Annotated in this window: 17 protein-coding genes and 1 pseudogene; 11 read left to right on the forward strand and 7 right to left on the reverse strand. The window is 60.0% G+C overall.

What is annotated here, in order from left to right; genetic code table 11:
* Positions 1-12: 12 nt before the first annotated feature.
* Positions 13-1,758 (reverse strand): caprolactamase subunit beta, encoded by a 1,746-nt coding sequence (capB, locus tag F2S13_RS06900; RefSeq protein ID WP_166359720.1) that lies wholly within the window; start codon positions 1,756-1,758, stop codon positions 13-15.
* 375 nt (positions 1,759-2,133) lie between these two features.
* On the opposite strand from capB, the gene F2S13_RS06905 reads away from it, so the two are divergent.
* A complete protein-coding gene (locus F2S13_RS06905) occupies positions 2,134-3,168 on the forward strand; it encodes a GlxA family transcriptional regulator (RefSeq protein WP_166359721.1) in 1,035 nt (344 codons plus the stop codon).
* Between the two features lie 20 nt (positions 3,169-3,188).
* Here F2S13_RS06905 and F2S13_RS06910 read toward each other — a convergent pair whose 3' ends face one another.
* Together F2S13_RS06910 and F2S13_RS06915 are read right to left on the reverse strand one after the other, a co-directional pair.
* Positions 3,189-3,755: a GNAT family N-acetyltransferase gene (locus F2S13_RS06910; protein ID WP_166359722.1), complete on the reverse strand. Its 567-nt coding sequence runs from the start codon at positions 3,753-3,755 to the stop codon at positions 3,189-3,191.
* 184 nt (positions 3,756-3,939) lie between these two features.
* Positions 3,940-4,929, reverse strand: a complete 990-nt coding sequence (locus F2S13_RS06915; RefSeq protein ID WP_166359723.1) for a LysR family transcriptional regulator — start codon at positions 4,927-4,929, stop codon at positions 3,940-3,942.
* A gap of 184 nt (positions 4,930-5,113) precedes the next feature.
* Here F2S13_RS06915 and F2S13_RS06920 point away from each other — a divergent pair, with 184 nt between their 5' ends.
* The 4 genes from F2S13_RS06920 to F2S13_RS06935 all read left to right on the forward strand — a co-directional run bounded on the left by F2S13_RS06920 (position 5,114) and on the right by F2S13_RS06935 (position 7,808).
* Complete coding sequence (locus tag F2S13_RS06920) at positions 5,114-5,644, forward strand: 4-hydroxylaminobenzoate lyase (protein ID WP_166359724.1); 531 nt, start codon at positions 5,114-5,116, stop codon at positions 5,642-5,644.
* Entirely contained in the window at positions 5,645-6,193 is a 549-nt protein-coding gene (locus F2S13_RS06925) for a chorismate--pyruvate lyase family protein (protein ID WP_166359725.1), read from the forward strand.
* A gap of 142 nt (positions 6,194-6,335) precedes the next feature.
* Positions 6,336-7,265 carry a hypothetical protein gene (locus F2S13_RS06930; RefSeq protein WP_166359726.1) on the forward strand — a complete coding sequence of 310 codons (930 nt, stop codon included), beginning with the start codon at positions 6,336-6,338 and terminating at the stop codon, positions 7,263-7,265.
* 102 nt (positions 7,266-7,367) lie between these two features.
* Complete coding sequence (locus tag F2S13_RS06935; protein WP_166359727.1) at positions 7,368-7,808, forward strand: DoxX family protein; 441 nt, start codon at positions 7,368-7,370, stop codon at positions 7,806-7,808.
* A 109-nt stretch (positions 7,809-7,917) separates the two neighbouring features.
* On the opposite strand, the gene F2S13_RS06940 is transcribed toward F2S13_RS06935, so the two are convergent.
* A complete protein-coding gene (locus F2S13_RS06940) occupies positions 7,918-8,223 on the reverse strand; it encodes a DUF3077 domain-containing protein (protein ID WP_166359728.1) in 306 nt (101 codons plus the stop codon).
* A gap of 726 nt (positions 8,224-8,949) precedes the next feature.
* Here F2S13_RS06940 and F2S13_RS06945 point away from each other — a divergent pair.
* The 3 genes and pseudogenes from F2S13_RS06945 to F2S13_RS29370 all read left to right on the forward strand — a co-directional run bounded on the left by F2S13_RS06945 (position 8,950) and on the right by F2S13_RS29370 (position 14,392).
* Complete coding sequence (locus F2S13_RS06945; protein WP_425500218.1) at positions 8,950-10,071, forward strand: efflux RND transporter periplasmic adaptor subunit; 1,122 nt, start codon at positions 8,950-8,952, stop codon at positions 10,069-10,071.
* 1 nt (position 10,072) lies between these two features.
* Positions 10,073-13,150 (forward strand): annotated as a pseudogene (locus F2S13_RS06950) (efflux RND transporter permease subunit); the annotation flags it as partial.
* A 30-nt stretch (positions 13,151-13,180) separates the two neighbouring features.
* Positions 13,181-14,392, forward strand: coding sequence for a multidrug effflux MFS transporter (locus F2S13_RS29370; RefSeq protein ID WP_166359749.1), 1,212 nt, complete (start codon positions 13,181-13,183; stop codon positions 14,390-14,392).
* 14 nt (positions 14,393-14,406) lie between these two features.
* Here the strand turns inward: F2S13_RS29370 and F2S13_RS06960 are convergent, their stop codons facing one another.
* Positions 14,407-14,697: a hypothetical protein gene (locus F2S13_RS06960; protein ID WP_166359730.1), complete on the reverse strand. Its 291-nt coding sequence runs from the start codon at positions 14,695-14,697 to the stop codon at positions 14,407-14,409.
* A 598-nt stretch (positions 14,698-15,295) separates the two neighbouring features.
* Here F2S13_RS06960 and F2S13_RS06965 point away from each other — a divergent pair.
* Both F2S13_RS06965 and F2S13_RS06970 read left to right on the forward strand, forming a co-directional pair.
* Entirely contained in the window at positions 15,296-16,870 is a 1,575-nt protein-coding gene (locus tag F2S13_RS06965; RefSeq protein ID WP_166359731.1) for an arylsulfatase, read from the forward strand.
* Positions 16,871-17,340: 470 nt separating this feature from the next.
* Positions 17,341-17,850: a GNAT family N-acetyltransferase gene (locus tag F2S13_RS06970; RefSeq protein ID WP_166359732.1), complete on the forward strand. Its 510-nt coding sequence runs from the start codon at positions 17,341-17,343 to the stop codon at positions 17,848-17,850.
* A 24-nt stretch (positions 17,851-17,874) separates the two neighbouring features.
* Here the strand turns inward: F2S13_RS06970 and F2S13_RS06975 are convergent, their stop codons facing one another.
* A complete protein-coding gene (locus F2S13_RS06975) occupies positions 17,875-18,834 on the reverse strand; it encodes a DMT family transporter (RefSeq protein WP_166359733.1) in 960 nt (319 codons plus the stop codon).
* 103 nt (positions 18,835-18,937) lie between these two features.
* Here F2S13_RS06975 and F2S13_RS06980 point away from each other — a divergent pair, with 103 nt between their 5' ends.
* Positions 18,938-19,828, forward strand: coding sequence for a LysR substrate-binding domain-containing protein (locus tag F2S13_RS06980; protein ID WP_166359734.1), 891 nt, complete (start codon positions 18,938-18,940; stop codon positions 19,826-19,828).
* Positions 19,829-20,047: 219 nt separating this feature from the next.
* Here the strand turns inward: F2S13_RS06980 and F2S13_RS06985 are convergent, their stop codons facing one another.
* Positions 20,048-21,064: an alpha/beta fold hydrolase gene (locus F2S13_RS06985; RefSeq protein WP_166359735.1), complete on the reverse strand. Its 1,017-nt coding sequence runs from the start codon at positions 21,062-21,064 to the stop codon at positions 20,048-20,050.
* Positions 21,065-21,267: the final 203 nt, after the last annotated feature.

Here is a 21,267-nt window from a genome sequence, read left to right on the forward strand (position 1 = left end):
GGCTGGGCTTGATTAATACGCGGCGCGGGTAGCGTCGGTCGCTGCTTCGTCGAGCTGGCCGTTGCTGTCGATCACCACGCCGTACTCCAGGCGTGCGCCTTCGGGCGAAACCAGGCCGTTGAGGACGTCGTTCAACACGCTGGCGACAGGGCGTCGAAACGGGTGGCCATAGCCGCCGCCACCGGGGTTGACGTTGATCACGCGCTCGCCCGGCTGCGCGGTCAGCAGCGCGTTGTGGGTAAAGTGGTCCTCTTCGCCGTCGGCCTTGCGGTGGATCAGCCGGCCAAGCTTGGGTTCGAGCAGGACGTTGGTCGCGCCAGCCGCGCCGGCGGTGGGCAGTTGCCGACCTTCACCGAAACCGACCACGGTCATGGCATGGTTCAGCGGTTCGATTTCAATGCGGGTACCCGAGCCACCGCGGAATTCACCGGCACCACCGCTGTCGGTCATCAGGCTGTAGCGGTGGATGAGCACCGGATAGGAGTACTCCAGCAACTCGATGTCGCCGGACATCAGCGCACCGAAGCAGCACAGCGGGCCACAGGCCGGCCAGCCGTCCATGGCCTTGTTGGCGCCGGCACCGGAGATGATCGAAGCCAGGACCATGGTCACGTATTCGTCGTTGCCATTGCGCGGGTCGTGGCCGGCAATGTTGATCCCGCTGGCATGGCCCCAGGAAGCGGTGACGCGATCCGGTGCGGCCTGTTCCAGGGCCTGGCGCACGGCATCGGCGAGGGTTTCCATGGGCGTGGTGGTGCTGTTGACATGGGGCGCCGGTTCTTGCGCGTTGCACAAGGTGCCCGGTGGGCCGAGGTCGACGGTCACGCAACGGTACAGCCCTTCGTTGTACGGCGGCGGCACCTGGGCAAACATCATCAGCCCCAGGTACACCCCGGACACCGAGTTGCCGGCGTAGGAGTTGATGAAGTAGGGCACCTGCGGCGGACTTTCGATCAAGACGTGGGCTTCGTCGCCGCGAATCTCGACCCGCGCGGTGATCGACAGTTCACCCAGGCCATGGCCCGAGTCCTCGAGCACGGCGGTGCCGGTGTAAAAGCCGTCGGGGACATCACGCAACAACGCGCGCATGTGACGGTCGGCCATGTCCTTGAGTTCGGCGATGCACGCCCGAACCTGCTCCACGCCGTAGCGGTCCAGCAGCTCGAGCAAGTGCCGTTCACCGACATTGCATGCGCCGTATTGCGCGTTGAGGTCGCCTTCCTGGTAAGCCCGGGCACGCATGTTGGTCAGCAGCAGGTTGATCACGTCTTCGCGACGCTGGCCCCGGGACCAGAGTTTCACCGGCGGGATGCGCAAGCCTTCGGCGTAGATTTCCTTGGCGTCCGGGTTGTAGCCGGCGGGCACCGGGCCGCCGATGTCGGTCAGATGGCCTTTGCAGACCGTCCAGAATACCAGTTCGCCTTTGTAGAAGACCGGTTTGTACATGCAGCAGTCGAGAATATGGCTGCCTTTGTAGGCGGGATCGTTGTGATAGATCACGTCGCCTTCCTGGATGTCATCACCGAAGAAACCGGCGACGCATTTCATTGCAGGAATCAGCGACCCCAGGTGGATGGGAATGTCCTGACCTTGCAGGATCATTTCCGGAAGGTGGTCGAAGAGGGCGTTGGAGTAGTCGTGAGCCAGGTTGAAAACGCTCGAACGGCCGGTTTTTTCCAGCGTCAGGGTCATTTCGCGCTGCGCGGTTTCAAGCGCGCCTCGCACGACTGCCAGGGTGATCGGATCTACTGTACTCATGGGTCACCAGAAATCTTGTTGTTATCCAGGTGAGGGTCGTGACGGATGTCTGCCCCACGACACAAAGCTACGCGTGCATGCCGGCTGCTGGCTTGTCACCAAGTGCACTGTTTTTTGCTTTGCAGTGCACCTCGGTGGCTCAGAAGTAGTACCCGATATTGGCGTACAACTGGTTTTCCTATTGGTTGCTGCCAACGGTGGGGCGCCCAATAATTGCGTCTGGCGGCCTGTCTTTTGTCATTGGGTGAATTGAACGGCTTGTTGTATCTGAGCGGTATTTGACCTGCCCGATCACGGTAAGATGCACACTCATCTCCAATGCCTTACCCGGGCAGGTCGGGATAAGTGCTGTAGCCAGGTCCGCAAGAGGGTCACATGCGATACGCATTTGAAAGCGTGCTCAAGAACAAAAACATGGCTTATCGCAGTGGGGATGTCTTGCCGGCGATGGAAGGGGCGCCCGTGCGGGTGGCTTTTATCCTGATGGACAACTTCTCGATGATGTCCTTTACCGGGGCCGTGGATGCACTGGTCACCGCCAACCTGATGAGCCACAAACCGCTCTACCAGATACTGACGGTAGGTTTTTCCGGGCGTCAGGTAGTCAGCGACCTGGGTATCGTCATTTCGGCGGACTGCGGGCTGGATGAACTGGAGGACAATCAGGAGGTCGTTATCGTCGCGGGCGGTTTTCGTGTGCGGCTTCAGGGCGAACCCGTGCTTCGACGCAAGCTACGAGCCGCTGCTTCATCCGGGTCGATCCTGGGTGGGTTGTGGAACGGTGCTTTTTTCCTGGCGGAAGCGAATTTGCTCGACGGATTCGAGTGTGCGTTTCATCCGGACGGCCGCGCCATGATGGCGGAGGTCTTTCCGAAAGTCAGCGTTTCCAGCCGTACCTATGTTTTCGATCGGGGGCGTATCAGCTGCGCCGGCGCAAACAGCTCGCTGCGGATGATGCTCGAGCTGATGAGACAGACAGGCAAGCAGGAACTGGTTCGTGCCGTGGAGGAGGTGCTGCGCTGCGATGAATCGGACGATGCGCGAGATATATCGGTCATCGGGGTCGACTCGGACCCGACGCTGCCGCAAACGCTCAAGTCGGCGTTGGAGCTGATGCGCCAGAACATCGAAGAGCCATTGACGATCGACGAGCTGGCTGTCTGCGTCAGAATTTCCAAGCGCCAGCTGGAACGATGGTTCTGCCGCTTCATGGGGGCGACACCGACCCGATACTACCTGGAGTTGCGCCTGACGCGAGCCAGGCAGCTGATTGCGCAAAGTAATCGGCCGATTGGGGAAATTGCTGTCGCCACTGGTTTCGTCAGCATTTCACATTTTCATCGGCGCTTTCGGGATTTTTTTGGTGTGGCGCCTGGAAGTCTTCGAGTTACAGGCGAACGCAAGCACTGAAGGATGAGCCGAGGCCGGCGTTAAGGCCGGTGCATGAGATAGGCTTCACCGGTCACCCGGATCATCGGATGGGGCGTGATCTGACAAGACTTGACGATACTGAAACCCTGGCGTTCGTAAAAACGCCGGGCGCCGATATTTTCGGCGTAGTCGATCAGGCTCAGGCCATCAAGCCCCAGTTCATTGGCACGCGCCTGTGCGTGCTGGAGAAAACGCACCCCCAGGCCCTGGCCACGCCAGCCGTCGTGAAGCGCCAGGCTTGAAATATAGAGGGTGTCGGGGATTTCCATGTCGGCATAAGGTGCCAGCACCGGATCGGTCGTCAGAGTGGCGGTGGGATCGTGACGCATCGCGTAGCTGTGCATCATGCCGATGACGCGTCCTTGTGCTTCGGCGATCAGGCAATTCAGATACGAAAAATCCACCCCTTCCCGGGCATAACGAATGGCGCCCACGTCCAGCAGATCCTGTCCAGGTTCGGCCAGCTGGCTCCAGATGTAGTCCGATGCCCCCTCGGAAGTAATCTGGAACAAACGAGCGATCTCACGCGCATCCGAGCGCTGGGCGGGGCGAAATTCAACGTTCATTCACATGACTCCACAAGGAATTGGGGCACCCTTATAGCGTGGAAGCTTGAGGAGTTTCAATGTGTTGTCGAGGGCTTGCCTACCCTGTTGCAAGGCGATCGGCGCTGCCTTGGCCGGGTTCTCCGGCGCTCTTCGCGGAGCCTGATCCGAACCTGAGCAAGGATGTCGCCACGAACGGCCTTGCTCAGTCCTGCAATCGAGAGATTTTATCTGCCGCTGCACTGATTTGGCCGTGTAGCCAAAGTTGCGCTGGATCATTGTCATTACTGGTGTGCCAGATCATATCCAACTGTTGGCGGGCAACAGGGTAGGGCAATGGCTTGATCATGAATCCCAGGGTTCTGGCAAATGTCCTGGCCAATGGTCGCGGCATGATTGCCAGTAGCTCGCTTCCTTCCAGAAGCATCGGCAACGCCAGAAAATGCGGAAGCACAATTTGCCGCCGCGCCGATAATCCCGCCTCATTCAATGCATGCTCCAAAGCATTGCGATCATACATTTGCGCCTGCCGGGCCAGCCCCCTTTCAAGTATGTAACCGCTCAGCACGCCTTCACCTTCGCCTCCCAAGGACACCACTGCCAGCGGATACGTGGCCAGATCCTCAAGTTGCAGCGCTTTAGCGCCAATCGGGTGCCCACCACTGCAGACGAAGACCTCATCCTGAAACAGTACCGGCTTTGTGCGAAATCGTTCAGGGACACTGCGAAAAGTGCCTATCGCGACGTCAATACGCCCTAGATCGATCTGCTCCGCGAGGTCCAGACGAGTCGATGGAGTAATCAACAGATCGATACCCGGGGCTGCAATCGACAGTTGCTGATTGAGTTGAGGCAGTAGCGTTGCCGAAATGTAGTCATTTGCCGCGATAACAAAGGAGCGATTCACACCCTCCGGATTAAAGGGAGCAACTGCCTGGGTAAGCGTTTTGCTCATGCTGTGCAGAGCAGCACGAAGTGGGCCGCTGATCTCTATCGCGTAGCTGGTAGGTGTCATTCCTTTTCCGGTACGCACAAAAATTTCCTGATCCAATGCTTCTCGCAAACGGGATAACGCATGACTGACAGCAGATTGACTCAAGTGCAGGCGTTGGCTTGCACGAAGCACGCTGCGCTCTTCCATGACGGCATCGAAGACTCTGATTAGATTCAGATCCAGCTTGTCGAAAGCAATCATGGCAAAATTTTCCGGATAGGCGCGTGTAGGCTATTGATTTGAGTCCATAAATCCAGCGTTTGCAAGCTTGTATCCCAGTTAGGATCGTATGAATGTCATGCATTAAGACACTGCAGAAAATTCTCTTTTTGTCAGTGCGAAGGTATGGGAGAGTGTTGCAAACTTTGAAGCAGTGGGTGTCCGTATGAAAAAGCGTGATGATCTGATTAATCTGTGCATTGAATTTCTTTCCAAGGTCAAAGATAAAACTGCCTGTGCTGATATAGAGAAATGGCTGAACGATAATTACGGTGCGGACAGTGATACATACCAAAAAATCGCTGAGCTCGTGATCGAAGGTGTTGCGCAAGGATGGGCGGCCAATACTGAAATCAGCGGCCCACATTATCGTCGTAGCCGGCTATGCGAACCCTGTGCTGAAACTTTTTATTTCAGCATTACCGCCGTTTATATGGACAGTAAGGGCCATGAGCTGGATAACCCGCAGCGCACATTCCGTGGTGATTATCACTGTCATCCTTATGGTGAGCTGAATATGGTTATTCCACTCGACGAAGGTGCTGTACTGGCCGGGCCACGTGGCTGGCAGGGCGCCGGATGGACCGCGCCAGCACCGGGAAGCCATCACTATCCTGAAGTAAAGAACGGTGCATTGATTGCATTTTTCTTCCTGCCTGCTGGCCGAATTTCCTATGATTTACAAACCGAAGGCTGAATGCAGGTGATATACCGTTTTTCGCAGCCAGGATTACAGTGGAATACAATCGCCCATTGGCGTTCATTAATGGCGTCGACCAACAGAGACTGGTTATTTGACAAAGGATCGCTGACTCGTCGTTTGAGAGCATTGTCCGACGATGAGTTCAAGGTGATTCCTTTACGTGAAGAGGCAGGACCGATCCTGCCACAGGAATGCCAGTTACTGGGACTGCCACCAGGGGGCAGGGGCTGGATACGTGAGGTCTACCTGGTCGGATTTGATCGACCCTGGATATACGCAAGATCGGTAGTTGGAGATCGGGATACGGATGGCAGCGATTCAGCATTATTTAAATTAGGTAGTGTTCCACTCGGGACTTTGTTGTTCGGCGAAAAATCCTATCAACGCGGTGAAATTGAAGTGTGTCGCTATGAGGACGCCTGCAATGCGAGCAGACAACCTGCTTATCCGTTATGGGCCAGACGTTCCATATTCAGCCGCGAGCAAACAAATATCCTGGTTCATGAAATGTTCTTGCCAGCCCTTTGGGAGGAGTTGAGTTAGAGAAATAAGCGGAACATTGTTGCGATGAGATTTTTCTTGCGGCCCCGAGCGACTGATCCGTGTTTTTCCACTCCGCCTGCCACTACCGCTGCAATTGGCGTGGATCTACAGTCAGGGGCGCACCTTCCGGGGACTTCAGGTCATGTACAGCTCGCTTGCCACACCGAGCACCGCTCGCCAATTGCATGACCGGATCTATGCCGGCGAGATCATTCGCTTTACTGACCTGCAGCCCATGACAACGCTGGTGGACTTTACGCGTACCTTCCTCGAAGACGCGCTGCATCCCTGGCCGCCGCAACAGATCCATCGCCACTTGAGTCACAGCGAGCAGACAGTGCTCTTTGCAAAATGTCAGAACGACTTCGCAGGTTCCACCGAGATCCAGCGTCGATGGCAGGACATTGTGGAGAGCCTTGGAATCGCAGCCGATACCCTGGCTTGTGATCGCCTGCACCTGCGTTTTCAGCCACATCGCGAGCCAGACCAGTTCACGCCGCGGGCCCGCACGACGGCCACCATCGCCTTTCACCGCGATACCTGGGGGTCGAATATCTATGCGCAAACCAACTGGTGGGCGCCGATCTATCCCATCACGGCAGGGCGAACCTTCGCCTTGTATCCGGGGCTCTGGCGGCGCCCGCTGCTCAATTCCAGCGCCGACTTCGACATGCGCGCCATTTTGCAGCGATCCCATTGTCACGGCCGCAATGCGGTGGATGCCGATGAAGCCATCCCGCATCTGCTGGAAGCGATCGACCCGCGGGAAGGGATCGCCGTCGATATCGCCCCGGGGAGCCTGATCGCCTTTTCCGGGGCACACGCCCATGCCGGCGTCGGCAATAGCACCGGGCTGACACGCATCTCGTTCGAAACCCGATCCGTTCTGATCGCCGACCTGATCGCCGGATTGGGGGCGCCCAATGTTGATGGTCATGCGCCCTGGAAGACTGTCGGACTGTTTCGCCGAATGAGCGATGGCAGGCGCCTGAACGAGGTTCTGGATTGCGGTTTTATCGAGCCCTATCCAGGGGCCTCGGGTGCGAGTACATTTCTAAAAAATAGAACGTAATCGTCGAAATTAGTCGGCTATTGCGATTGTAGTGTGGGTGGCAGACTTTACTCAACGCGGCGCTCCATGGTGGATGCGCCCTGATTGATGGAAGAACATCCCATGACCCAATCTGCAGCAACTACCGCCCGTGATACCCAAGAACTGTCCAGCGCCGGCGCAACCACTGCCACGGCTGCTCTGGTCGGCCGTGTGTCCCTCAGCGCCATCTTCATCCTTTCAGGCATCTCCAAACTGAGCGCCCCGGCGGCGATGATCGGCTACATCGGTTCGGTTGGCTTGCCATTCCCGCAACTCGCGCTGGTGCTGGCCATCGTCATCGAGATCGCAGGTGGCATCGCGCTGATCGCGGGTTACCGCACCCGTACTGTCGCGCTGGGGCTTGCCGTATTCAGTGTGATCACCGCGCTGGCCTTCCATAACAACCTGGGCGACCAGAACCAGTTCATCCACTTCTTCAAGAACATCGCCATGGCCGGTGGCCTGTTGCAACTCGTCGCGTTCGGCGCCGGTCGTTTCAGCCTCGACGCCCGTCGTGGCTGAGCCGAAACCGGCAAAAAAGGTTCATTACACGTTAGCGTGAGATGGAACCACACGACGGTCCACCGCTCACTCCAGGAAAGGGGGTGAGCGGTGGACTTCATTACAGCGATTATTGGGTGGTCTGCAAATGACTGGCCTCTATCCCATCCAGTACCGCCTCGATCAGCGCCTTGGCCATCTGCGCCGAATGCAGGGTCGACCAGGCAAAGCCACGGCCTACTTCGTTGGTATGTTCGACCACTTGCGGGCCGATGTCGCAAGCGCATTTGAGGTACAACGCAGCGTGTACCAGAGCGTCTTCGGCGCTGATGCCGGGGCGTACGGCGAACAAGGGGGCGTGGCCATCGCAGGCGCCGAAGTGGGTTTCGGTTGTTTGGCCGAGGTTGAAGGGGGGATCGGGGACAAGTTTTTTCATAGCGTTCTCCAGGTCGATTCGAGAACTACCACTCAACTGTCGCCAAACATATTGGGTGGCAGCCATGTGCGGGTTGGCGAACCGGAACGACACTGGAGAAACCGGCAGGGTCGAAACCCTCCCGCACACAGCTACCATAAGCGATCAATGCCGAACTGAAACAACATCGGCAATCTCGATCGAGGCTTTCTGTCAGTATCATTTTTCCCGGGTCGCCAAACCCGATCACCGAACATTCAGTGACCGGGCGAGACTAGTGTTCAGGTGGTTCCCGGACAAGTTACTGAAGGCAGCAGAATTCGTAGGGTAATTCCTAGGACCTTGATGCCGCCAGAAATCAAATCTGCTGATACATATTGGGGGTGATTGGTAGGTCGGTGATGTTCTATCTCGTTCCCACGCTCTGCGTGGGAATGCCCTGCCAGACGCTCTGCGTCGACCTTCAAAACGCGACGCAGAGCGTCTTTGGATGCATTCCCACGCGGAGCGTGGGAACGAGGAGATGTTTGGTTGGGCACCATCGCGGGCAAGTCGGATCGCCGCACCGCCGCTCCCACAGGGGCAGTAGATCAGGGGTGAGATAAAACGGCTTTATATATTACGGTCGTCATATTTACGACTCGATAATATTATGGTTATCATGCAATCGCCGCCCGGGAGCCTTCAACGCGTCCCCAAACCGATTTCCACCTTAACCATGCGGCCGCACCCCAGGAGATGCTGACCATGATTTCTTCCCCGCAGAACCTTGGCCGACTTGCCCTGTTGGCGATGCTGCTGGCACTGGGCGGCTGCAACAGCCAGGCCGACACGACGGTCACCCAGGCGGGGCAAGCGCGCCCGGTGCTGGCGGCGCTGGTCGAAGCGGCCACGCAGCATGAAACCGCTTACACCGGCGTGGTGGCTGCCCGCACCGAGAGCGATCTGGGCTTTCGGGTAGCTGGAAAGGTGATTTCTCGGCACGTGGATCCCGGCGACCGCGTCAAGCGTGGTGACACTTTGCTGGTGCTGGATATCGAGGATTTCGAGCTGGCCCTGCGCACCGCCAACAACCGCGTGCGTGCGACCGAGGCCCAGCTGCGCCAGGCCCGCGACGACGAAGGTCGCTATCGCCGCCTGAGCGCCACCGGCGCTGTGTCGCAGCAGATTTTTGATCAGGCAGCGACCCGCCTGCGGGTTGCCGAGGCCGAACATGCAGCGGCCGTCTCCGAATCCAGCCAGGTGGAAAACCGTCGCAGCTATTCGACGCTCAAGGCCGATGGCGACGGCATCATCACCGATGTGCGGGTCGAGCGCGGCCAGGTGGTCGCCGAAGGCCAGATCGTCGCGCGCCTGGCCCATGACGGTGCCCGGGAAGCGGTGATCAATATCCCGGAAACCCAGCGCGCCCTGGCCAACAGCGATGCGCTGGCCTATCCATTCAGTTCCGCCGACAAGGCGGTCAAGGCTACCCTGCGCGAACTGTCCGCCACGGCCGATCCGTCTACCCGGACCTTCCGCGCCCGCTATGTCCTCGACGGCGATGCCGAGCGTTTCTCCATCGGCTCGACCATCACCGTACGCCTGCAAAGTGCAGGTGCGGCCAGCCTTGTTCGCGTGCCGATCGGGGCCTTGCACGACAAGGGGGAGGGTACCGGCGTCTGGGTCATCGGCGAAGACGACAAGGTCAGTTTCGCGCCGGTGAAAGTGGCCAGGCTCGACCAGGAATCCGCCCTGCTCGAAGGCGGGGTGAACAGTGGCCAGCGTATCGTCGCACTGGGCGCCCACCTGCTGAACGAGGGTGACAGCGTGCGCCTGCTGCCGGCCCAGACTGTGGCCCTGGCGCGGCAATCGGCAGGAGTGCTCTAGCATGCGCGGCCTCAACCTGTCCGAGATCGCCGTACGCAACCCGGCGGTGACTCTGTTCCTGATCATCGCCATCATCTTTTCCGGCATTTTCGCCTTCGGCAAACTCGGTCGCGCCGAAGACCCGTCCTTCACCGTCAAGGTCATGACCGTCACCGCCGCCTGGCCCGGCGCCACCGCCAGGGAAATGCAGGAGCAGGTCGCCGACCGCCTGGAGAAGCGCCTGCAGGAGCTGGACCTCTATGACCGGGTCGAGACCATCGCCCAGCCGGGCTTCGTCTCGATGAAGGTGACATTCCACGAGTCGACCCGGGCCGGCGATATCGGTGAACTCTTCTATCAGACCCGCAAGAAACTCACCGACGAAGCGACCCGGCTGCCAAAGGGTGTGCAAGGCCCGTTCTTCAACGATGAATATTCCGACGTCTACTTCGCCCTCTACGCACTGGAGGCCAAGGACATGCCGCACCGGCAACTGGTGCAGATGGCCGAAGACCTGCGCCAGGGGTTCCTGCGCCTGCCGGGGGTGAAGAAGGTCAATATCCTCGGTGAGCAGGCGCAGCGCGTGTTTGTCGAGTTCTCCTATGAGCGCCTGGCCACCCTGGGCCTCAAGCCTGAGCAGATTTTCGCTGCCCTGGCCGCCCAGAACGGTGTGGCGCCGTCCGGTTTCGTCGAGACCAGCGGGCCACGCGCCTACATTCGTGTGGACGGCGCCTTCGACACCCTGGCGCTGATCGAGAATGTGCCCGTCGTGGCTAACGGCAAGGTGCTGCGCATCGCCGATGTGGCTACCGTCAGTCGTGGTTACGAAGACCCGGCCAGCTACCGTATTCGCCATCAGGGCGACCCGGCGCTGATGCTCGGCGTGATCATGGACAAGCACTTCAATGGCCTGGACCTGGATAAATCCCTCAAGGCCGAGGAGAGCAGAATCCAGTCCGACCTGCCGCTGGGCGTAAGCCTGTCGAAGGTGTCCGACCAGGCGAAGAACATTCGCCTGGCGGTGGACGAGTTCATGCTCAAGTTCTTCGTTGCCCTGGGCGTGGTCATGCTGATCAGCCTCATCGCCCTGGGCTTTCGCGTCGGCCTGGTGGTCGCCGCGGCCGTGCCGCTGACCCTGTCGATCGTCTTCGTGATCATGCTGGTGACCGGCCGCGAGTTCGACCGCATCACCCTGGGTGCGTTGATCCTGTCACTCGGCCTGCTGGTGGACGATGCGATCATTGCCATCGAGATGATGGTGGTGAAGCTCGAAGAGGGCTTCGATCGGACCAAGGCCGCCACCTTTGCCTGGAGCTCCACCGCAGCGCCCATGCTGACCGGCACCCTGGTGACCATCATCGGTTTCCTGCCGGTGGGTTTTGCCCGCTCCGGCGCCGGCGAATACGCCGGCAACATCTTCTGGATCGTCGGCTTTGCGCTGATCGCCTCCTGGCTGGTGGCGGTAGTTTTCACGCCGTACCTGGGGGTGAAGATGCTACCCAGGATCAAACCGGTTACCGGCGGCCACGACGCTATCTACGCCGGCAAGTATTACCAGCGCCTGCGCCGGCTGGTGAATGCCTGCGTCGAGCACCGGTACCTGGTCACCGCACTGGTGGTCGGCGCCTTCGTGCTGTGCGTGGTGGGCATGGGGGCGGTGAAGAAGCAGTTCTTCCCCAATTCCGACCGCTCAGAGCTGATCCTGGAAATCTACATGCCACCGGGCACGGCCTTCAAAAGCACCGAGGCGGTGGTGGCCCAGGTCGAGCGCGCCTTGCAGCAAGAGCCGCAGACCCAAATGGTCGACAGCTACGTCGGCGGCGGGGCGCCGCGCTTCTTCCTGTCGTTGAACCCGGAGCTGCCGGACCCGGCCTTCGCCAAGCTGATCGTGCAGACCGCCAACGCCCATGAACGCGATGCCCTCAAGCTGCGCATGCGCGAACGCATTGCCGCCGGGGAATTCCCTTCGGCGCGGGTGCGAGTGACCCAGTTGCTGTTCGGCCCGCCGGTGCCGTTCCCGGTGGTGTTCCGCGTTTCCGGGCCCGATACCGAGGTGCTGCACGGCCTGGCCGAGCAGGCACGCCAGGTGGTGGCCGCGAACAAAATGACCAAGGACACCTTCCTGGACTGGGGCGAGCGCGCCAGCGCCTACCGGCTGGTGCTCGACCAGGACCGCTTGCGCCTGCTCGGCTTCACGCCCGGCGAGGTGAAATCCCAGATCAACGCGCTGCTCAGCGGCAACCCGATCACCGAGGTGCGTGAAGGCACGCGTAATGTGCTGGTGGTTGCCCGGGCCCTGAACGCGCAACGGGAAAACCTCGGCAGCCTCGATGACATGACCCTCACCAACGCCGCCGGGCAGTCGGTGTCCCTGGGCCAGGTGGGGCGCTTCCAGGCCGTGGTGGAGGACCCGATCCTCAAGCGTCGCGACCGCGACATCACCTTCGAAGTGCGCGCCGACATCATTGACGGCACCCAGCCACCGGATGTCGAACTGGCGGTCTACCGCGACCTGCAACCGCTGATCGCCAAGCTGCCGAGCGGTTATCGCATCGAGATCGGCGGCCCGGTGGAGGAGAGCGGCAAGGCCAACAGGGCGCTGGCCGCGCTGTTCCCGATCATGATTCTGCTGACCCTGGTAGTCATCATGTTCCAGGTGCGCTCCTTCGGCGTGATGTTCATGGTCTTCGCCACCGCGCCACTCGGCCTGATCGGCGCAGTGCCGACCTTGCTGCTGTTCCACCAGCCATTCGGCTTCAACGCCATCCTCGGGCTGATCGGCATCGGCGGCATCCTCATGCGCAACACCCTGATCTTCACCGATCAGATCAAACAGAACCAGGGCGAGGGGATGCCGATTCGCGAAGCCATAGTCGAGGCCACAGTGCGCCGTGCCCGGCCGGTGATTCTCACGGCATTGGCCGCCGCCCTGGCGTTCATTCCGCTGACCCACTCGGTGTTCTGGTCGTCCCTGGCCTTCGTGCTGATCGGCGGCGTGCTGGTCGGCACCGTACTTACCCTGTTGTTCCTGCCCGCGCTCTGCACCCTGGTGCTGATGCGCCGCGAACGCCAGCCCGAAACCCCGAAAGGATCGGGTGGGCATCCTGTCATTCAACCCACGGAAAAAGCCATGAAGCTACCTGAGCGCTCCGGTGTACTACTTGCACTTCTCATCGGGCTCTGCGGCCTGGGAGAAATCTCCACCCAACTGCTGATCCCCAGCCTGCGCGACATCGAAACGGGGCTCGGGGCCGCGCCCGGTGCGTCTCTGAAGGCATTGTCGGTGTTCGTCGGTGCCTTCGGCCTCGGGCAGCTGTTCTTCGGCCCGTTGTCGGACCGCATCGGCCGCCGGCCGCTGCTGCTGGCCGGTGTCACCACCTATGTGCTTGCGTCCCTGTGGATGGTGTTCGCCGGGAGCATGCCCGAATTCATCGGCGGCCGTGCGCTCCAGGGGCTGGGCGCTTGCGCTGCACTGGTGGTGGCACGCAGCATCGTGCGTGATGTCTGGAAGGAAAAAGCCGGCCCGATCATGGCTATCACGGTGATCGGCATGCTCAGCACGATCATGCTCTCGCCGGTGCTCGGCGGGCTGATCGCCACCCATGCCGGTGGCTGGCGCGCGGTCGTGGTCGCGACCGTCCTGTTCGGCGCTACCGCACTGGTCGCTTGCCTGTTCTTCAAGGAAACCAACCTGCAGCGCGATCCCAAGGCCGGGCGCTTGAAAACGCTGCTGGGCAATTACGCCGTGCTGCTCAAGGGCTCATCCCTGCGCAGTTTCGCCATTGCCATCGCCTGCACCTACGGCGCGATGTTCAGCTTTATCGCCGGATCCTCGCGGGTCTTCGTCGGGCAGCTTGGCTTGAGCCCGACCCAGTACGGGCTGGTCTTTGGCGGTATCGTTTCGGGGCTGATCGCCGGCGCGATCTTCACCAACCGCACAATCATGAAGTTCGGTCCGGAAAAAGTCGTGACCATCGGCACCGGCCTGGTCGCGGTGGGCGCCAGCCTGAGCCTGGTGATCCATGAACTCTTCGGCCCGTCGGTGCCCGGCCTGATGCTGCCACAGATGCTGCTGACGCTGGGCGCGGGCATGGTCCTGCCGGGTTCGGTGGCTGGTGCGGTAATTCCCAACCCGACCCGCGCAGGGTTGGCAGCGGGCTTCATCGGCTTTGCCCAGATGGCCGGCGCGACGGTTTCCGGCCTGCTGCTCAGCCGTCTGCAGAACGACACGGCCTTCCCGATGGTTGCGATGAATGGGGCTTTCGCCGTGGCCGGCTTCCTGATCTTCCGGGTCATTCGTTCGCAGCATGTGAAGGCGGCGCAGGGGGTATTGGTGGAGTAAGGTAGAACGGCGCGCTAATTGATCTGCACAATGACCGGGCCTTCCGTGACGACCGGCGGGCTCGCCTGGATATTCGAGGCATTTTTCTGAATCCAGTCGCGCGCAGCTTTCATGCTCTCACCGGCACCGGCCTTGTCTGTGCAGACCGTCACCGACATACCGCCATCACCCGTGGGTAGCAGTGTGTAGCTTACGAGGCCAGGCACATTACGGAAGGTTGACTGGATGTCGGCCTTGCGCTCTTCCAGCAGATCGAAAAGCTGTTTCGCGCCAGCGCCTGAGTAGGTTCTGATAACGGCATACATGGCAATCACCTCTGTGAGTTACGTTGCGTGAAAACCTCCAGTACCCGATTCGTGTCGAAGCAAGCCATTTGCTCCGTCATCCATTAAGGTTAGCCAAACGCCGGTGACAGGCGAAATGTAATGACCACTGGCAGTTACTGACTGGTTGCTGTGCGTTATCAAGGGCAGCTATCGACCCGAAGCGGCCAATGGCGGGGCACTGTGGGAGCGGGCTTGCCCGCGATTCAGACGCCGCGGTCTGTCTGAACCACCGCGGTGCTGCTTTCGCGGGCAAGCCCGCTCCCACAGAGTTGTATCCCTATATTGATGTCTGCTTCTGGCCGGACAGCGACGCTCCAGCCTCGACCGTCGAGGTGAGTGCCGGACATGCTTGGGCGAAACCAGGGACGATTCATTCTGGTGGTTATTTCCCGACAGCATCCGACACAACCAAGAATCATTTGCTAGCCTTCGTCGGAATCCACTACAGGACAGATGATCCATTCAACCCCCTTAACCAGGAGCTGCAGGCGCCACAGGGACCCAGCCAGGCATTCGGTATCTCGTGTGTACGTAGTCGTAGATGCAACGACAGAAACGTCAGACGGAGAAAGACCTTATGAAGCGCAGTACAAGATGGATATCAACGGTTGCACTCGCTGCGACGACAGCTTTGGGCGCGGGTATCGCCAGCGCTGCAGACAAACCGAACATTCTGGTGATCTTCGGTGATGACATAGGGCAGACCAACATCAGTGCCTATGCCGATGGTGTAGTGGGTTACCAGACCCCCAACATCGACCGCATCGCCAAAGAAGGCATGAGGTTTACCGACTACTATGCGGAGAACAGTTGCACCGCCGGTCGTTCGACCTTTATCACCGGCCAATCCGCACTGCGTACGGGGCTGTCCAAGGTAGGCATGCCCGGTGTCCCGGTCGGTCTGCAGGCCCGCGATGTCACCATTGCCCAGGCACTCAAGGCCCATGGCTATGCCACTGGCCAGTTCGGCAAGAACCACTTGGGCGATCGTGACGAGTACCTGCCAACCAACCACGGTTTCGACGAATTCTTCGGCAATCTCTATCACCTCAATGCCGAGGAGGAGCCGGAGCGTCCTTACTGGCCAAAGAATAATGCAGCATTCGTCAAGGCCGCCTCTCCCCGTGGAGTGATCCACAGTTTCGCCGATGGCAAGATCGAAGATACGGGAGCTCTGACCAGCAAACGCATGGAAACCATCGATGACGAGACCACCCAGGCCGCCATCAATTTCATCGAGAAGCAGGCCAAGGCCGACAAGCCGTTCTTTGTCTGGATGAACACCACGCGCATGCATGCGTTCACCCATGTTCGGGATTCGATGAAAGGCCAAAGCGGCATGGTCGGCAACGAATATGCCGATGGCATGGTGGAACACGATGGCGATGTGGGCAAGCTGCTCAAGAGCATTGATGACCTCAAGCTCAACGACAACACCATTGTGATCTACTCCACCGACAACGGGCCCAATCAATGGTCCTGGCCGGACGCGGCGACCACACCCTTTCGCAACGAGAAGAACTCCAACTGGGAGGGTGCCTATCGGGTACCGGCGATCATTCGTTGGCCTGGCAAGATCAAGGCTGACTCGGTGTCAACCCAGATGTTCTCGGGACTTGACTGGTTCCCCACGTTACTTGCGGCGGCGGGCGACACCGACATCAAGGATCGCCTGCTCAAAGGTGCGGACGTGGGCGGCAAGAACTTCAAGGTGCATCTCGATGGCTTCAATCAATTGGACTATCTGACGGGCAAAGCCGACAAGAGTGCACGCAACGAGTTCTTCTACTTCAGCGATGACGGTGATCTGGTGGCCATGCGCTACGACGACTGGAAGCTGGTCTTTTGCGAACAGCGCGCACCAGGTGGGTTCAAAGTGTGGAGCGAGCCCTTTACTTGCCTGAGGGTGCCCAAGCTGTTCAATCTGCGCATGGACCCTTACGAGCGCGCCGACGTGGTGTCTGATCAGTACTATGACTGGCTGGCCAAAAACGATTATCTGCTGTTCGAGGGGATACAGAGGTCTGCCGCCTTCCTGCAAACCTTTGTCGATTACCCGCCGAGCCAGCGTCCGGCAAGCTTCAGCATCGACCAGATCCGCGCCGACGTGGACAAGAAGATTGACGAGAAAATGAATCAGCAGAAACAGTAAGGATGTGCCCCAACGCCCGCCTACGGGCGGGCGTTGTCCTTTCCCTTGACTTTTCCCCCGAAGATGCCAGTGCGCCGCTATCTCTGTGGAGCGGGCTTGCCCGCGATCCAGACGACGCAGACTGCCTGAACCACCGCATCGCCGCACCGCCGCTCCTACAGCCGAACACCGGATCAGATCTATGGAGTAGGCAATCCAAGTTCATGGGCTTCATGGCTGACGCTCATCTTGTTGCCCGTGAGAACGGGAGGGTGGCCCAGCAGGCGTGCAGCGGCATCCAGGCTGTCATCCGCGGGGCGATCCCAAGGTATTCGATCTGCTACCAAATCCTTCGAAAAACAGTTACTAACATTAGCTAGTTGAAACTTATGCATAAATGTTTGACTAACAGTTAGCAACGCCCCGGATTCCATGAGTAACTCGAGAGGTCTGTAGGGATATCAAATGTTTATATTGCAGAAGGAGACGCCATGAACATAAGGCAAGAAACATCGCACGACGTGGAAGCCATCGAAACGCTGACATACCAGGCCTTTGACAACCATCCCCACCACGCTCCCGGCGCGCTTCCCACGGAACACCTGATCATCAATCGACTTCGTAAACGCGGTGCGTTGACACTTTCTCTGGTGGCGGAAGATGAGAGCGGGATTATCGGTCAGATTACGTTTTCGCCCGTCACCATTGACGGTCAGACCGGTGGCTGGTTTGGCCTGGGCCCGGTATCGGTGAAGCCTGAGCGTCAGGGCGAGGGTATCGGTGGGCGTCTGATCAACGAGGGCCTGGCCAGGTTGAGCCTGCAGGGTGCGCAAGGCGTCGTACTGCTGGGGGAGCCGGAGTATTACGGGCGCTTTGGGTTCAAGGTGCACTCTGGCCTCGTATACCCCGGGGCACCCGCTAAGTACTTTCTCGTTCTGCCCCTTCAAGCGGAGGGTGCCGTACCCGTTGGTGAGGTTGCCTACGATCCTGCCTTTGGATGAAAGGCAGGATGCAGGTTGGTTGATTCAGGCCAGCGCGTCCGTCTTGGACGGCTGCGCGTCGGTCTTCGCCGGGCCCGGCTTCAATCGCGTTACCCCGAACAGCACCAGGGCGAGGCCGGCGATCTGGTAGATCGAGATCGCCTCGCTGAGCAGTGCCCATGAGCCCAGAACCGTCAGCACCGGCCCCAGGTTACCGACGGCCGCCGTCTGTGTGGCCCCCATGCGCTGGATGGCCAGGGACACCCAGTAGATCGGCAGCACGGTGGAAAACACCGCCATCAACCCGGCATTGAACCATACCGCCGCCGGCAACTGGCTCAGTGGCGAGGTGCCGCTCACCATCAGGTAATGAGCCAGCACCACGATCGACGAGGCGGTGCCTGCCAGGCCGGCCAGGCGCATGGAACTCATGCGCTTGAGCATGACGCCGGTGCCCGAGTAGTACAGGGCATAGGTCACGGCGCTGGCCAATACCCAGAGCGATCCGATGATCACCTGGTTGCCCATGCCCGAGACATGCACGTCGTGGACGAAGGCGATACCCAGGCCGAAGTAGCAGATGCCCATGGCCGCCAGGGTGCGCAGTGTCGGCCGTTCACGCTGGGCGATGGCCTGGAAGATCAGCACCAGGGTCGGGTAGATAAACAGGATCAGTCGCTCCAGCCCGGCGCTGATGTACTGCAGGCCATAGAAGTCGAACAGGCTGGCCAGGTAGTAGCCGAACAGCCCGAGCAGCAGCACGCGCATCAGGTTGCCCGGACTCAGTGGTGCGTTGGCATGGCGACGGCTGAACCATACCAGCCAGACGAACAGCGGCAACGACAGCCCCATGCGCATGGCCAAGAGGGTGATTGCATCCACTGGACCGGCGGCATAGGAGAGTTTGACGAAGATCGCCTTGAAGCTGAACCCCAGGGCCGCCAGCACCGCGAACAGGCTGCCGTTCTGAATATAACGCTGGGTAAGTGCGCGCAAAGGTTTCATGGAGGTACGCAGAGGAGTGGGTAAGGCTTTATTCTGAACAGAATGGTCATTGGCTAGATATTGCTTTTTAGAGAAGATGGCGTTCTGAATTGGAGAAACCCCCATGCACTTCGACCTTCAGGACCTTCGCCTGCTCGCCGCTATCGCCACCACCGGCAGCCTCAGCAAGGCAGCAGCGACCTTCCCGGTGGCCGTTTCCGCCGCCAGCACCCGTTTGCGTCTATTCGAGGAGCGCAGCGGCATGACCCTGTTCGTTCGCAAGTCCGACGGCATGCAACTGACGCCCGCAGGACTCCTGGTCCTGGAAGCCGCCCGTAGTGTGCTCGGTGAAGCCCAGAAGCTGCAGGACACCCTGAAGGAGCTGGCCGGGCAACGACGCATTACCCTGCACCTGGCTGCTTCCACCGTGACCAACAGCACCTTGTTGCCAGCGGTGCTCGGGCCGTTTCTCTCCGACTACCCCGAGGTCGACCTGCAATTGGTGGAACACAGGAGCGTCGATGTCCTGCGGGTGGTTCAGGCCGGAGAGTGCGAGATTGGCGTATACGATGGCAACCTCATCAACGAGGGGGTGGTGTCCTTGCCGTTTCGCACCGAACGCCTGGTACTGCTGGTACCGGCCGACCACCCCCTGGCCGGGCGCGAGCAACTGCGCCTGCGCGATGCGCTCAGTTACGCGTTCGTCTGCCTGCCGGCAGAGCGTGCCATGCAACGTTTCGTCGAAGAACTGGCAATCAACCTGGCCATGCCCCTCAAGATCCGCGTCCGCGCCCCCAGCTTCGAGGCGATCGCCCAACTGGTGGCCCAGCATGCCGGTATTTCCATGCTTCCCGAAACCACGGCCCGGCGGGTGGAGCAGGAGCTGCCCGTGCGCTGGGTAGCGCTGGAGGAGCGCTGGGCGACGCTGGAGATGCGCGTGTGCTTTCGCGGGTGGGAGGCACTGAGCTCACATGGGCGGCAGTTGGTGAGCTTTTTGACGGGGCAGTCGTATTGACTGGATTGGGTCCGCTGCCGACCCAACACGGACGTTCGCGGATCCGCGGCTGGCACGACCCCCTGTAGCCGCTGCCGCCAGGCTGCGCTGGAGTCCCGCAGGGGCTCCTCCGGCGGACTCGAGATCTTGCGCCCGCTAACGCGCGCGAGCGCAGCCTGGCGGCAGCGGCTACGCCGACCGTGTTGCCGGCCCGTTCAATGGTTGCTTCTGGCCGATTGCTCAGAGATGATCCGCATCAATCACCGCCTTCGCAAACGCCTGCGGATCTTCCTGCGGCAGGTTGTGACCGATACCGCCACTGATCAGCCGGAACTCGTATTTACCGGTGAAGCGCTTGGCGTAATCCTCGGGGGCAGGGTGCGGCGCGCCGTTGGCGTCGCCTTCCAGGGTGATGGTCGGCACGCTGATGGCAGGCGCCGTGGCCAGCCTCTGCTCCAGCGCTTCATAGCGGCTCTCGCCCTGAACCAGGCCCAGGCGCCAGCGGTAGTTGAAAATGGTGATGTCGACATGGTCGGGGTTTTCCAGCGCCTTGGCGCTGCGGTCGAAAGTGGCGTCATCAAACGCCCATTTCGGCGAAGCCAGTTGCCAGATCAACTTGGCAAAGTCATGGGTGTTTTTCTCGTAACCGGCGCGACCGCGGTCAGTGGCGAAGTAAAACTGGTACCACCATTGCAACTCAGCCTTGGGCGGCAGCGGATTCTTGCCGGCCGCCTGATTGCCGATCAGATAGCCGCTGACCGAGACCAGTGCCTTGACCCTTTCAGGCCATAGCGCCGAAACGATGTCGGCCGAACGCGCACCCCAATCGTAGCCACCGAGCACGGCTTGCTTGATCTTCAGCGCATCCATGAAGTCGATGACGTCACTTGCCAGCGCGGCCGGCTGGCCATTGCGCAGGGTTTTCTCGGACAGAAAATGCGTGTCGCCATAGCCACGCGCATAGGGCATCAGCACCCGATAACCCTTTGTCGCCAGCAAGGACGCGACTTCGTCATAGCTGTGAATGTCATAGGGCCAGCCATGCAGAAGAATTACTACCGGCCCATCGGCCGGGCCTGCTTCGGCGTAGGCCACGTCCAGTAGGCCTGCGTTGACATGCTTGAGCGGGCCGAATGGTTGAGCTACCTCGGTGCTGTTCGTGGCCGGCTGCGCGGCTGTGGTCGTCTGCGCCTGAGCCGCGCCGAGGGCGCCGAACAGGGTCAACGCAAGGATCGAAGTGCCGAGTGCCATCTTCATGGTGAAGTCTCCATTGCAAGCCATTGGTCAGAGGTTGTTGGTCCCCTGCAAACCTTGATTGCATTTGAACGCGGCGATGTATCGGGACTGTGTCGAATCGCAGGTCTGATTAAAGCCCAATGTATCGATGTGTCGTGCAAATACACTGCGATACACAGGCATCACCTATGCTGATGGCATCAACGCGACGACAACCAACCCGG

It is taken from the genome of Pseudomonas akapageensis (genome assembly GCF_011355085.1).
Taxonomy (GTDB): domain Bacteria; phylum Pseudomonadota; class Gammaproteobacteria; order Pseudomonadales; family Pseudomonadaceae; genus Aquipseudomonas; species Aquipseudomonas akapageensis.